The sequence below is a fragment of the Alteromonas sp. G5_S2_22_S1 genome (assembly GCF_054968525.1).
The window spans coordinates 215,910-228,758 of the sequence record NZ_JBQKUJ010000002.1 but is presented as its reverse complement, the minus strand read 5'-3'; the positions used below and the strand labels follow the sequence as shown (position 1 = coordinate 228,758).

Annotated in this window: 14 protein-coding genes; 13 read left to right on the top strand and 1 reads right to left on the bottom strand. The window is 45.4% G+C overall.

Annotation, left to right across the window (positions count from 1 at the left end; translation table 11 throughout):
* From ACTRWF_RS03185 to ACTRWF_RS03125, 13 genes are all read left to right on the top strand, one after another.
* The gene (locus tag ACTRWF_RS03185; RefSeq protein ID WP_024015746.1) at nt 1–1,290 is read left to right on the top strand and encodes a sensor histidine kinase; all 1,290 of its coding nucleotides are present in this window, start codon (nt 1–3) and stop codon (nt 1,288–1,290) included.
* Nucleotides 1,274–1,633 carry a cupredoxin domain-containing protein gene (locus ACTRWF_RS03180; RefSeq protein ID WP_012517326.1) on the top strand — a complete coding sequence of 120 codons (360 nt, stop codon included), beginning with the start codon at nt 1,274–1,276 and terminating at the stop codon, nt 1,631–1,633. Before ACTRWF_RS03185 ends, ACTRWF_RS03180 begins: the two co-directional genes overlap by 17 nt.
* Nucleotides 1,623–2,384, top strand: coding sequence for an FTR1 family iron permease (locus tag ACTRWF_RS03175; RefSeq protein WP_462835125.1), 762 nt, complete (start codon nt 1,623–1,625; stop codon nt 2,382–2,384). The genes ACTRWF_RS03180 and ACTRWF_RS03175 overlap by 11 nt, the downstream gene beginning before the upstream one ends.
* Nucleotides 2,378–3,082, top strand: a complete 705-nt coding sequence (locus ACTRWF_RS03170; protein WP_012517324.1) for a hypothetical protein — start codon at nt 2,378–2,380, stop codon at nt 3,080–3,082. The genes ACTRWF_RS03175 and ACTRWF_RS03170 overlap by 7 nt, the downstream gene beginning before the upstream one ends.
* A 90-nt stretch (nt 3,083–3,172) precedes the next feature.
* On the top strand, nt 3,173–3,910 hold the full coding sequence (locus tag ACTRWF_RS03165; protein ID WP_462835124.1) for a glycosyltransferase: 738 nt from the start codon (nt 3,173–3,175) through the stop codon (nt 3,908–3,910).
* Entirely contained in the window at nt 3,900–4,577 is a 678-nt protein-coding gene (locus ACTRWF_RS03160) for a TVP38/TMEM64 family protein (protein WP_020745386.1), read from the top strand. Before ACTRWF_RS03165 ends, ACTRWF_RS03160 begins: the two co-directional genes overlap by 11 nt.
* 5 nt (nt 4,578–4,582) lie before the next feature.
* On the top strand, nt 4,583–6,385 hold the full coding sequence (locus ACTRWF_RS03155) for a glycosyltransferase family 39 protein (protein WP_462835123.1): 1,803 nt from the start codon (nt 4,583–4,585) through the stop codon (nt 6,383–6,385).
* Between the two features lie 116 nt (nt 6,386–6,501).
* Nucleotides 6,502–7,245, top strand: a complete 744-nt coding sequence (locus ACTRWF_RS03150; protein WP_015066264.1) for a thermostable hemolysin — start codon at nt 6,502–6,504, stop codon at nt 7,243–7,245.
* On the top strand, nt 7,235–8,749 hold the full coding sequence (locus tag ACTRWF_RS03145; protein ID WP_462835122.1) for an AMP-binding protein: 1,515 nt from the start codon (nt 7,235–7,237) through the stop codon (nt 8,747–8,749). The genes ACTRWF_RS03150 and ACTRWF_RS03145 overlap by 11 nt, the downstream gene beginning before the upstream one ends.
* 3 nt (nt 8,750–8,752) lie before the next feature.
* Nucleotides 8,753–9,424, top strand: a complete 672-nt coding sequence (locus ACTRWF_RS03140) for a TenA family transcriptional regulator (RefSeq protein WP_156085960.1) — start codon at nt 8,753–8,755, stop codon at nt 9,422–9,424.
* Nucleotides 9,425–9,489: 65 nt separating this feature from the next.
* Nucleotides 9,490–10,335, top strand: a complete 846-nt coding sequence (locus ACTRWF_RS03135; protein ID WP_287149782.1) for an SDR family oxidoreductase — start codon at nt 9,490–9,492, stop codon at nt 10,333–10,335.
* 15 nt (nt 10,336–10,350) lie between these two features.
* The gene (locus tag ACTRWF_RS03130) at nt 10,351–11,052 is read left to right on the top strand and encodes a tetratricopeptide repeat protein (RefSeq protein WP_024015740.1); all 702 of its coding nucleotides are present in this window, start codon (nt 10,351–10,353) and stop codon (nt 11,050–11,052) included.
* A gap of 165 nt (nt 11,053–11,217) precedes the next feature.
* Nucleotides 11,218–12,384 carry a hydroxymethylglutaryl-CoA reductase gene (locus ACTRWF_RS03125; RefSeq protein ID WP_462835121.1) on the top strand — a complete coding sequence of 389 codons (1,167 nt, stop codon included), beginning with the start codon at nt 11,218–11,220 and terminating at the stop codon, nt 12,382–12,384.
* Between the two features lie 85 nt (nt 12,385–12,469).
* On the opposite strand, the gene ACTRWF_RS03120 is transcribed toward ACTRWF_RS03125, so the two are convergent.
* Complete coding sequence (locus ACTRWF_RS03120; protein WP_024015738.1) at nt 12,470–12,838, bottom strand: YbaN family protein; 369 nt, start codon at nt 12,836–12,838, stop codon at nt 12,470–12,472.
* Between the last annotated feature and the right edge of the window lie 11 nt (nt 12,839–12,849).

The following is a 12,849-nucleotide window of genomic DNA, read 5'->3' as shown; positions in this document are numbered from 1 at the left end:
TTGTCGTCTATTCGCCGTTTTCTAATCCTTACACTAATCAGTGCTCTCGTATTGGTGATTTTTAGCGCAGCCCTTCATGGCTATCGCGCGACTCTAAATATCTCAAGTGCACTTTTAGATGACGAATTGATTGAACTCTCCCACGCCATTGCTTACTTCGATAGTAATCAACAGGAAGAAGAGCATGAACTGTTGTTTCAGATTTGGAAGAGGGGCGAACTAATAAGCACCTCTTCGGCTGAACTCACTACCCCAATAGCCGCCTTCACACCCGGTTTTTCTGAAGTCAACGCGTTAGGCACTCGTTGGCGTGTGTTTGCTAAGTACCAGGAACAAACTGCCACTTGGTACATGGTCGCCCAGCCGGTAAGCAACCGCTTTATGCTTACCGATTCACTCACCGTAGCGGCCATTACCCCTTTCATATTGAGTGTGCCTTTACTCGCTCTTATTCTGTTCTTTGGCATAACATGGGGCTTGTCACCTTTAAAACATTTATCTAGATTGCTAGCAAAGCGAAAAGGAAACGACTTTTCTGTCATTGCACTGCACAGAGAACCAAGTGAACTTACACCTGTGGTTTCCACACTGAATACCATGTTCAATCGTCTTAACGCTGCATTTGAGCGTGAACAACAGTTTGCTTCCAATGCGGCGCACGAACTTAGAACGCCTTTAAGTGTTATGAAAATCAATATTCACAACATCGCAAACGAATTGGGCGAAAAGGGTGAAGCACTTAAAACACTTAAGGCTGATACTGACAGAATGATCCACGCAGTAAACCAGTTTCTCTTGCTAACGCGAACAAGCCCAGAGACCTTTGTTGAACAACGAGAGCCTATTAATGTGCACCATGTCGCTCAAGAGGTTATTAGTGACCTTTATGGAAAAATAGAAAATAAAGCACAGGAAATTGCGCTGGAAGGAGATGAGGTTTGGCTTCAAAGCTCGCAGTTTATGCTATATACGCTGCTTCAGAATTTGGTAAGTAATGCGAGTAACTATTCGCCTAAAAATGCGCAAATTTTAATTAAAGTAGAATGTCATCACCGTGGTGTCTCATTAAGTGTATGCGATTCTGGCCCTGGCATTCCCGCTGATCAACGACCTGAGGTTATAAAACGGTTTCAAAGGGGGCCTACGAGTAAACCCACTTCGGGGAGTGGACTAGGTCTCGCAATTGTTGCGCAAGTTGTTGCTTTACATAATGCAGAACTGACACTGCACGAAAGCTCGATGGGCGGTTTAGAAGTAAGGGTGAATTTTTCAAATGACTTCGTACTTTAAGTCATCCCTTGCCTTTGCCTTTTTTGCCTGCCACGTACCAAGTGCCTGGGCGCTACCTGAGGTTGTAGTTGAAATTAAATCACATTTGTTTTACCCCCAAGAAGTCACTGTTCCAGCTGGGCAAAAGGTAAAACTTACTTTTATCAACTTTGACAATACACCAGAGGAAATCGATAGCTTCTCTTTAAACAGAGAGAAAGTGATATTTGCAAATAGCAGAGGCACCATATTTATCGGACCGCTCACACCAGGAGAATACCCCTTCTTCGGAGAATTTCATCCCAACACCGCAGTGGGTAAAGTGGTAGTGAAAAGCGCAGAGGACAATCAATATGCTCATTAATACTGTTGTGCTTTTTCTGCGTGATACGTTACCTATTTTCTTACTTATTAGCGTGCTGTTGGCCCTACCTCGCGTTTCCGCGGTCACTCTCTTATGGCGTTTGTTTGCGCTTATATTTATCGCATTATTGATCTATCCAAAGCTGGGCGTGGTGTCAGAATTTTACGAAGGCGCAGGATTTGAACTTCTTAAGACGTTATTATTTTTTATTGCGTGGATTGGCATGTGCTTTCTCGCGTCATCCGGCACATCGAGTTCATCATTGCTTAGCATTGGAATCTCGCTGCTCGTATTGGGCATTGGATTACCCAATTCGCTGCACTTTTTAGTTTACTTCATCTCTGAACTGACGAGAAACAGCGATAGCACCTTGCTATTTCTGGGAACCACTATTGGGCTTGGTATAAGCATCAGTATTGCTATCTTGCTCAATATTTTTCTCACTCAATTTGTTAGTTTAAAAACAACGCATTTCTTTGTTTCTGTTTTTGTTGCAGCGCAGGCAGCCAATATCGCTTTATTATTGGAGCAAACCGATACGTTTCCCTCGCCAAACCAACTTTGGGATAGCAGCGAAATTGTGAGCGATAACAGCGAATACGGGCACTTGCTTAACGCGCTTGTTGGCTATGAAGCCACGCCCTCTTTAAGTTATATCGTTGTCTTTTTGATTGCTTTGATTGTCCCTAATCTCATCACCTTTTTGTGTATAAGACAAAGGTCTACCCCTCTCAAGGAGGCCGCATGTTAAAACGTGCTTTTTTCTCCTTAATCACGTTTTTGTTACTGTTTGCCAGTCAGGCACGCGCAGATAACTTTACCGTCGATAAGGTATATCATCCTTACGTTCTGCCGTTTGAGCGAGAATTCGAATGGCGCCTAACATCGAGACAAAACGACGATGGAAATGTACTAATGCAACGTTTTTCATTCGGGCACGCACTTTCCGAATTTTTAATTTTAGAGGCCTATGTGGTAGGAGCGCGTGATGAGAATGAAGATTTTCGCGTAGAGGGTTACGAATTAGAACTACGTTGGATGATGACCGAACAGGGACAGTATTGGGCTGACTGGGGCACATTGTTTGAGCTTGAAAAACAACACAATACTGATGACTGGGAAGTAAAGGCTGGCTTGCTGACTGAAAAAGAGTTTGGTCAATTTAGCCTTACCACCAACATTACCGTCGTTTATGAATGGGGCGAAACGGTTGCTAACGAATGGGAAAGCGAATTTAAAGCCAAGTTTAGATACCGCTGGCTTCCCGAAATACAGCCTGGCGTTGAAGTTTATGTTGCTGAGGATTTTATTGGCGTAGGTCCAGCTTTCATGGGCATAAAGCGTTATGACAGACAGAAGCAGCTAAAGTGGGAACTGGGCTTTATAGCTGGACTAAACGGCGACAGTAAAGATCACACACTTCGCATGTCGTTGGAATACGAATTCTAGTGTAAGTTTGTACTTTAGCGCCCAACTTAAGCTTCCCTTAAGGTTCGACTTATAAAGTGCACGTCATTCGATGATTTACCAAATATTCTTATGCGCCAGTTTGACGTCAGTGTTGTTTTACCTGCTAAAAATGAAGCCAAAAACCTTTCTGCTTTGTTGCTAGAAATTTCAGAGGTGGTCCCTAATGCAACAACAGAAATTATTGTTGTAGATGATGGTAGCAGCGACGAATCTCTATCCTTACTGCGTAACCTTTCAAGCACCTTGCCGGTAAGTTGTCGTGTCATCGTCCACCCTATAAGCTGCGGTCAAAGCACGTCCGTTTTTCACGGTGTTTTGCAGGCAAAAGGAAAGTGGATCATCACCCTTGATGCTGATGGGCAAAACGATCCTGCTGATATACCGCGACTTATTCGCGCAGCTAAAGAAACTAACGCAGCGCACTTCTGCGTTATCGGACATCGTAAGAAGCGAAAAGATACCCCGTGGAAGCGATTTCAGTCTAAAGTTGCCAATCGTGTTCGCCAGTGGATCCTACAGGACGACACACCAGACACGGGCTGTGGCTTGAAGCTACTCCCAAGAAGCACCTTTTTACTTTTACCCTACTTTGACCATATGCACCGATATATTCCCGCTTTAACTAAAAGGCTTGGGGGAAAGGTGGTATGTGTATCGGTCAATCATCGCGCGCGTTTAGAAGGTAAATCAAATTACACAGCGTGGAATCGTGGCTGGGCAGGGATCATCGATATGCTTGGCGTCAGATGGCTAATGTACAGAAACAAGCTTAATCACATTGTCAGCGGAATGGGTCATGAAGACTAATATCCGCCGCCTCAAAAGCGTCATACAGTTTTTCATCGGGGCAGCTAGCATCGCGCTTATCTGCTATGTGTCGCTAGAGGTCACTGGTGAAGTATGGAAGCACGGTGATGATACAGATTGGTTGAATGCCTATATTTCAAATTTAAATTGGCAATCGCTGTGCATGATACTGGGTGGTTGTGTTGTACTTTTAACCATGGGTTTTCCCCGTCAGGCTGTCAGTTTTTTTTGCGGAGTGGGCTTTGGCGCATTGCAGGGAGGATTAATTGCCTTGTTGCTAACGGTATTGTCTGCATGTGTAGCCTACGCATTAGCAAATGGCCCTCTGCGCTCACTCGCCGTCCGTCTTTTAGGTTCAAAATTAAAACCTGTTGAAAACAAACTGGCCAAGCGAAGTTTTCGCAATGTGTTAATTGTTCGTTTATTCCCTGTAGGCTCAAACTTAATCACAAACGCCGTCGCGGGTGTGCTAAGCGTTCCGTTTGTCCCGTTTATTCTGGCAAGTGCAATCGGCTTTGCGCCTCAAACTTTTTTGTTTACCTTGCTTGGAAGCGGTTCTCGATTTGTCAGTTCCCTTGAACAGCCTTTACAAATTGGTGGCTTAATCATTAGCCTTCTTCTACTTCTATCCTTATCAGGCATTTCTCGTAGGAGTGAGCCGTCGTGAGGCTTGTGCTTAATTCAAATAGCCATGCATCTACCCTGTTCTTTTTTGCCTGTGCTCTGATATTTGTTGGTCTGGGTTTCAGAGATGCTTGGCCCCCCGATGAGCCTCGATTTGCCTTGGTCGCAAAAGAGATGGTGAACAGCGGACAGTGGCTTGTGCCCATGCGCGGTGGCGAAATTTATCCAGACAAGCCTCCTGTGTTTATGTGGTGTATTGCCTTCTTTTACCTTATAACGGGTAGCCTGAAGGTGGCTATGCTCCTGCCTAACGCTATCGCAAGCCTTGTCACTTTGGGGTTAACCTACAAGCTATCGCTAAGACTTGCCAGTGAAAAAGCGGCAATGTTGAGTATGCTCGTACTTCTACTGAGCCCTCAGTTTCTTATTCAAGCCAAATTTGCTCAAATAGATGCCCTTGTCGCCTGCTTTATCTGGATTAGCGTCTACGGACTCATTCAGCACTTTTATGTGCATGTTAATTGGCGGTGGTACTTTGCAGCATGGTTCTTTATGGGGCTTGGGATCATAACCAAAGGCGTTGGCTTTTTACCTGTTCTTTTATTTATCCCCATTGCATTTTTCGCATTTACCAGCGGCTCACATCGCGGCAAGTGGTCATTGCGCATGTTGTTTGGCCCCTTAGTCATGCTATCAGTTGTGGCGATGTGGCTTGCACCTCTACTTTATCTTGGTTTGATAAAACAAGATCCTCAAATACAACAATACTTGTCGAACATTTTGTTTAAACAAACGGCTGAGCGATATGCCAATGCCTGGCACCACATAGAGCCCTGGTATTACTATATTGTTGAAGTTATTCCTGTATTTTGGATAACTCCAATTGCCATACTTGTATCAAAAGCTAAGTCGTTAAAAGATGCACTTACTCACAACCACGCTTACTCATCCTTGTTGATATGGGTAATATTGGTTGTCATTTTCTTTAGTATCAGCCCAGGTAAACGTGGTGTTTATGTTCTACCGGCACTGCCTGCGTTGAGTATGGTTGCAGGCCTGGTACTTGCGAATTCAACTGTATCAAGAGGGTTGGTGCTTTTTGCGCGCGCAGTTACTTCGTTAATCTCTGCCGTTTTATTGATTGCTGGCTTAGCACTGCTATTTCACGAGCCCACCGCTGTTAAGCTGATGACGCGCTTTGACAGCGACAGCGAAACCCTTGTTCGTTTAAGCATAGTATTACTTGTACTCGGTTTCGCTGGGCTTTGTACTCATATTGTCTACTATGTTTACAATAAAAAGCGCAACGCAGGGGATGGAGAATTACTCGCCCGCCAATTACTGGCATGGCTTTTCATTTTAACTGTAATTCCTTCAACATTCGGTGCATGGCTGCTAAATGACTACCGAACTCCCCGTACAGTCCTTCAAAATGCAGAAAGCCAAATAAGTAATATGTTGACGAAGGATTCAACTGCCTTCGAGGTAGGGATAGTCAGCTTTAAAGAACAGTATTTGCTTTATTCACCCTTTGAAATGGCTCATTTTGGTTACCATACCCCTAAAGAAGTAGAAAACGGTACAGCGTGGGCTTGGTTGACCGATACTTCCGAGCCTTTCCGCGAGCAGACAAAGATTTCAGACCAGCGGCTTAGACCGCTAACACGTCAACGCTTTTTGTTAGTTCCAAGTGACTACAAATTTCAATGTGTAGACTTATCACAAGCCACTTCACTGGGTGTAGCTCACCGTGACGAATGGTTATTGCTTCCTGACACTGCTGCGAACGCTACCTGTGATTTACCGGCTAACGGCCCAGTTTTTAATAGCTATGACGGCTCAAGCGATTAATTAGCTTGGGCGTTCTTAACATTTTGGGCTGACATTTATAAAAGTTTTTCCCACTTAAGGTTCTCTTAAGGTCTCGCGTAAATACTCATAACATCGCAAAACCAATGAGCATGTTTATGAGTCACGTTTTAGCTTCTGTTCCAACCCAGGTTGCTAGTCAGCAATCTGCGATTGTCTCAAAGGAAAAGCCCGCTATAACCTTTATCGCGGCAAAACATGGACATAATGCCCGCCGCCGTATTGAAGCGTTTATAGCGAGTGGTTTTAAAGCTCGCTACAACGCACGAGTGACTTCCTTTATGCCTATGCTGTTTGCTCTTGACGCTAAGGGAGTTAAAGCCGCCGCAGGCGCAAGATTTGCCGCCTATGATGGTCAGTATAATTCTCTTTTTATAGAGCAATACCTTAACACTTCGGTAGAAACTGCCCTCACCTTACAAGGGATAACCGTAAACAGAGCGCATATTGCTGAAGTTGGTAACCTTTTTAGCAGTGCATCGCGCTATACCCTCCCCTTGTTATTTGCCCTGTTCTTCGTTTTAAAACGATGTGGTAGCAAATATCTGGTTTTCAGTGCGACCTCACAGCTCACCTCTTTACTCATGGGCGCGGGTATTCAACTCCTCCCCCTTGTTAAAGCCGATGCGTCAAAACTTAAAGGGAATAGCGATGATTGGGGCACCTATTATGACACCGCTCCTCAGGTTACTGCCCTGTCGCTAAATCACGTAACCCAACACATAATTGGCTGCCCTGAACTTAATGCTCATTTCCAACGTGCAATTGAGCTTATTTCCGCAAATGTGGATGCGTTAACGCAAAATATCTGCACAAAAAAGGAAACAGCGTATGTTGCTTAATCAGTATATAAACGGGCACGACGATGACGTTGCGCTGAAATGCAAAGACGGTTCAATGACTTACCGCGCCCTTTTGAGCGCCGTCGAGAACCTCGCAAGCTGGATAACAAACCACAATGCCGAGAGGGTGGGCATTGCCTTTGACAATAGCTTTGCATGGGTGATTGCTGATTTAGCCTGCCAACAGGCTAACGTTTGCTGTGTCCCCGTTCCGCTATTTTTTAGCGCTTCCCAACAAGAACATGTATTAAATGAGAGCCAGTGTCACTTTTTATTAACCAATTGCGGTGGTGAACTAAGTGAATGGAGTGAGTCACCGACTGTTATTGATAGCGAATACGACATTGTCGCTCATCCACTCAAACATGACTCTCGTGTATACACACCTGTAGGTACTAACAAAATAACCTTTACTTCTGGCTCTACGGGCTCACCGAAAGGCGTGTGCCTGTCTACTGAATCGCAATGGAAAGTTGCCCATTCTATTGAGCGCGCTGTTCAACCAGAAATAGTGAACCACCTATGTTTACTGCCATTGTCTACCCTACTTGAAAATATTGCAGGTGTTTACGCCCCTCTGCACCACGGCGGCACGGTTTATTTAGCCACGGCATCTGAGCGCGGATTTCAAGGAAGCAAACTCGTCAATCCAAACGCACTGCTGTCACTGATAGACCGCGTTCAACCAACGTCTGTGATTTTGGTGCCCGACTTGCTAATGGTGCTAGTAGAGGCATGTAATCAGGGCTGGACACCACCTTCATCACTAATGTTCATTGCTGTTGGCGGTGCACATGTAGCGCCCACTTTGCTGGCGCAAGCTCAAGCGAAGGGACTACCAGTATTTGAAGGTTATGGCTTATCTGAGGCGGTATCAGTATCAACATTGAACACGCCCAATTGCAATACGATGGGCAGTGCCGGAAAAACGCTTGGTCATAATCAACTGCACATCGAAGAGGGTGAAATCGTAGTTACAGGCAACCACTTTCTGGGCTATCTGAATCAACCTTCCTCATTTTATCCGACCCAGGTCAGAACCGGCGATTTAGGCTTTTTTTCTGACAACACACTTACGCTGAATGGGCGTATAAAAAACATAATGGTGAACAGCTTTGGCAGAAATGTATCGCCAGAGTGGATTGAATCTTTATTGCTGGGAACGGGACTGTTTAGGCAGGCTTTGGTGTATTGCGAAGCTAAACCCTACTGTGTCGCGCTCCTCGTACCCGCTTCCAATACTATTTCTAATACACAGATTCAAAGCACCGTGGCGCTTATCAATAAGCAGTTACCTGACTATGCGCAAGTTGTTAGTTTCGCCACCATCGGTCTTTGTACACCAGAAAACCAACTGCTTACCCCAACGGGAAAACTGAAGCGTGACGCAATAATTGCCCGCTACGCGACTGACTTAGACATGCTCTACCAGGGCCAAGACCAACACCAGTACAGCGTTCAAAGTACAACAGCATTTTCTTCTCAATTTGTTATCAAGGAATAATTTATGAATTTCTATCAGCAACTTCAAAGCAACACCGAACATGCCAGACAGTCATTCTTACAGGCGCCGATTATACAACGCTGCTTTAACGGTGATTTTAACCTAAACGACTATATTGCCTTTCTTCAACAGGCTTATCATCACGTTAAGTTTACTGTACCCCTGCTTATGGCTACAGGTGCCAAACTCAACGAAGATAAGGAATGGCTAAGAGAAGCAATTGGTGAATACATTGAAGAAGAAATGGGTCACCAAGAGTGGATCCTTAACGACCTTGCAGCCTGTGGTGTTGATAAAGAACAGGCGAGGAAAAGTCAGCCTGGACCCGCCACCGAATTAATGGTTGCCTATGCTTTTGATGCAATAGCACGCAAAAGCCCACTGTATTTCTTCGGCATGGTATTCGTTTTAGAGGGCACAAGTATTGCGCTTGCCGACGCGGCTGCAAAACAAATCAAAGACAAGTTATCTCTGCCTAAATCAGCGTTTAAATACCTTACCTCTCACGGTGCGCTAGACCAAGAGCACATTGTTTTCTTTGAAGGGCTTATGAACAAAATTACTGACCCCAAAGAGCAGCAAATGATCATTCACAGTGCGAACATGTTTTATCGCTTATACGGAGATATCTTTCGCGAATTAACACCTGAACACGGCCTGGAACAGGTTGCTTGAATTCAAGGGTTTACCTCTGGTGCTTATCCCCCGAGGTAAATTGATAACACGTTAAGGTAAATACAATGAATATTGAGTGGCGTAATCAAGTGGTGCTTCTTACAGGTGCTACTGGCGGTATTGGTAAAGCAATAGCCAAGGCGCTTGATGAAAAAGGCGCGCACATTATCCTAACTGGCAGAAGTAAGGCGAAGCTCGAACAGCTGCAACAAAATTTAACCCTTCATCATACCGCCGTTATGGCTGACATTACGTCAGATGAAGGCAGAGATAGAGTAGTAAGTGCCTGCCAACGACTTCCTTTAAGTATTCTGGTTAACAATGCCGGCATTACCTATGTTGGCGAGTTTGTGGGCACCCCTATCGAGTCGATTGTGTCGACAAATATGCTGGCACCCATGCTACTAACCCAACGCCTGCTGCCGTTACTAGAACGTAGACCGTCTGCGCACATTGTGAATGTAGGCTCTGCTTTTGGAGGTATCGGTTTTGCTGCGCACGGAACCTACTGCGCAACTAAATTCGCGTTGAAAGGCTGGACGGAAGCCATGCACAGAGAATTCAGCGATAGCAAAATCAAATTTCATTATCTAGCGCCACGTGCAACGCGCACCGACATAAACGACCAACGCGCTATTGCGCTAAACGACGCATTAGGCAACCAGACAGACGAGCCTGATGCAGTAGCACAAGCATTTATTAAACAGTTAGAAAACAATTTGCCAAGAGTGGCGCTAGGACGTGCTGAACGCTTTTTTGCCAAACTTAACGCGCTAGTTCCCAGTGTTGTTGACAACGCGTTGGCAAAAAAACTTCCAATAATTAAACGCTATGCCTTTCAAAAATCGCGATCACAAGACAAACAAACCAGCGCTCAAAACGATACCCGCCTGGGTAATAAGCTGATTTAACACGAGGACATTACTATGAAGAAATTAACCACGCTTAGCACCACGGTAATTCTAGGACTCGGTCTGGCATTAAGCCATACGGCTATGGCTCAAGCTAACGAGGTCACAGAAAGTACAGCGCCGACATCTGCCTTAAGTGAAACAGCAACCAACCCGTTAAAGACACTTCAGCATCAGTGGGCACATATTAACTATGAACTTGATGATGCAGAAAAGGAAAAAGCATTCGTCGCCCTTATTAATACCGCTAAATCTTTCGTTAAGGCAGAACCCAACAACCCTGAACTATTGATTTGGCAAGGCATAATTCAATCCAGTACAGCCGGTGCCAAGGGCGGACTTGGTGCTCTGGACTTCGCAAAGGATGCTCGTAAGAGTTTTGAACAAGCAATGCGATTGGACGAAAACGCACTCTCTGGCTCTGCGATGACCAGTCTAGGTGTGCTGTATCATAAACTTCCGGGCTGGCCTATTAGTTTCGGTAGCGACAAAAAAGCTGAGAAATTGCTAAAGCATGCGCTTGAAATAAACCCTGACGGAATAGATCCCAACTATTTCTACGCGGAGTATTTATTCGATAACGGTAAATATGACGAAGCCCTTAAATTCGCCAAAAAGGCGCAGGTCGCTCCAAGTCGTGCAGATCGCCCTCTTGCAGACTTAGGTCGCAAAAGAGAGATCGCTTTACTGGAAGCTAAAATAGCGAGAAAAAGTTAGTTGGCAGAGCCTAACTGTTCTAGATATTAGCGGTAGAAAGGTGTATTAGGCGCCTTTCTTCGCTTAATTAATTTACATAGGCTACGTTTATCTTAATGTATAAATTGTAAACAGTTCTCATATGAGATCGGCGCTCCTATTATGGAAGAAAAAAGGAGTGGCCTAATGCCTAAAATCCCACGTTCTTCAGACAACGACTATACCCATGATATGAGCCAGACCCGCCGTGAGTTTATTGCCCGCGAGACAGGCACTCAGTTAAACCACTTAGGGCACTACTCCATTCCGCCTGAAACCTTATCAGGCAACATAGAAAACTTTGCCGGCGTTGCACAGGTACCTATTGGCTTTGCGGGCCCAATGTTAGTAAACGGAGAGCACGCAAAGGGGGAGTTTTACGTTCCGATGGCGACGACAGAAGGCACGCTAACAGCCAGCTACAGCAGAGGTATGCGCTTAACGAGAGAGGCAGGCGGTATTACTACGACGGTTATTGATGATGCTATGCAGCGAGCACCTATGTTCGCGTTTTCTAACGCCAGAGAAGCCCTCGAATTTGGCAAATGGGTTGAGCAAAACTTTGAAGCCATCAAACGCGCCAGTGATAACACCACCAGCGTGGGCAAACTAAGGGATATCGAGCAATATGCTGCATCTAAGCTACGCTGGCTTAGATTCAACTTCACCTGCGGCGATGCCGCTGGTCAAAACATGGTGAGCAAAGCCACGAAAGCAGGCTGCGAATGGATTCAAGCGAATTACCCCGGCGCTATCGAGCATTTTGTCTTAGCGGCGAACCTAGATACCGATAAAAAGCACTCTCACTTAAACTCGCTACATACCAGAGGAAAGCGCGTTGTCGCTGAGGTCACTTTACCCAAGCAACTTATGACAGACATTATGCACTGCCCACCCGAAGCTTTGTTTAAACAGCGCCAATATTCGAACATGGGCGCGCTGATGGCCGGTAGCGTTAACAATGGCGCCCACTTCGCTAACGGCATTACCGCCATGTTTATCGCTTGCGGGCAAGATGTCGCTAATGTGGCTGAGTCGTCGGCGGGGTTTACTTACGCCGAGATCACGCCAAATGGTGACTATTACTTCTCGGTCACCATTCCATCGTTAATTGTGGCTACGTATGGCGGTGGGACGGGCTTGGCAACCCAAAACGAATGTTTAAGCGTACTTGGCTGTACACAAAGAGGTAGCGTGAATAAGTTTGCTGAAATTGTTGCGGCGACTGTGTTGTGCGGCGATCTGTCTTTGGGTTCTGCTGTGGTCGCGGATGAATGGGTGAGCAGTCACGAGCGACTAGGTAGGAACCGTTAGAACTAGCAGGTTAGTCGCAGCACGATTACCGTCAAGAAAGGGAAAGCATGCGCGAGCAAAGATTTAGTGGGTACTGATAACAATACTAAACGGCTGACATACTGGGGCGTGTAACCACAAAGTACGCGCCTACTCCCATAAACATCGCAATGCCTATATAAGCGGGAATGGGCATAGATGCAAATAGACAAACAAGAATAAAGCTTATCAACATGCTGCAGCAGGCAATGCATTTCACTTTTTTCGATATTGCCCCGTGCTTGCGCCACGCAACCAGACTCGTGCCGTATTTGGGGTGCTGAATTAGCCAACTTTCAAGGCGCGGTGAAGATTTTGTAAAACAGAAAAGCGCACCTATTAAAAATACCGTTGTCGGCATTACGGGTAAGAAGGCACCAATAATACCTAAACACGTTAAAAACAGCCCTAAGGATAAATATAGTACTTTTTTCATAAAACAGTCAC

What these genes read in the sequence shown, in the direction of transcription:
- ACTRWF_RS03180 (WP_012517326.1), top strand. Translation starts at nt 1,274, where the DNA reads ATGACTTCGTACTTTAAGTCATCCCTTGCCTTTGCCTTTTTTGCCTGC.
- ACTRWF_RS03175 (WP_462835125.1), top strand. Translation starts at nt 1,623, where the DNA reads ATGCTCATTAATACTGTTGTGCTTTTTCTGCGTGATACGTTACCTATT.
- ACTRWF_RS03170 (WP_012517324.1), top strand. Translation starts at nt 2,378, where the DNA reads ATGTTAAAACGTGCTTTTTTCTCCTTAATCACGTTTTTGTTACTGTTT.
- ACTRWF_RS03165 (WP_462835124.1), top strand. Translation starts at nt 3,173, where the DNA reads ATGCGCCAGTTTGACGTCAGTGTTGTTTTACCTGCTAAAAATGAAGCC.
- ACTRWF_RS03160 (WP_020745386.1), top strand. Translation starts at nt 3,900, where the DNA reads ATGAAGACTAATATCCGCCGCCTCAAAAGCGTCATACAGTTTTTCATC.
- ACTRWF_RS03150 (WP_015066264.1), top strand. Translation starts at nt 6,502, where the DNA reads ATGAGTCACGTTTTAGCTTCTGTTCCAACCCAGGTTGCTAGTCAGCAA.
- ACTRWF_RS03145 (WP_462835122.1), top strand. Translation starts at nt 7,235, where the DNA reads ATGTTGCTTAATCAGTATATAAACGGGCACGACGATGACGTTGCGCTG.
- ACTRWF_RS03140 (WP_156085960.1), top strand. Translation starts at nt 8,753, where the DNA reads ATGAATTTCTATCAGCAACTTCAAAGCAACACCGAACATGCCAGACAG.
- ACTRWF_RS03135 (WP_287149782.1), top strand. Translation starts at nt 9,490, where the DNA reads ATGAATATTGAGTGGCGTAATCAAGTGGTGCTTCTTACAGGTGCTACT.
- ACTRWF_RS03130 (WP_024015740.1), top strand. Translation starts at nt 10,351, where the DNA reads ATGAAGAAATTAACCACGCTTAGCACCACGGTAATTCTAGGACTCGGT.
- ACTRWF_RS03125 (WP_462835121.1), top strand. Translation starts at nt 11,218, where the DNA reads ATGCCTAAAATCCCACGTTCTTCAGACAACGACTATACCCATGATATG.
- ACTRWF_RS03120 (WP_024015738.1), bottom strand. Translation starts at nt 12,838, where the DNA reads ATGAAAAAAGTACTATATTTATCCTTAGGGCTGTTTTTAACGTGTTTA.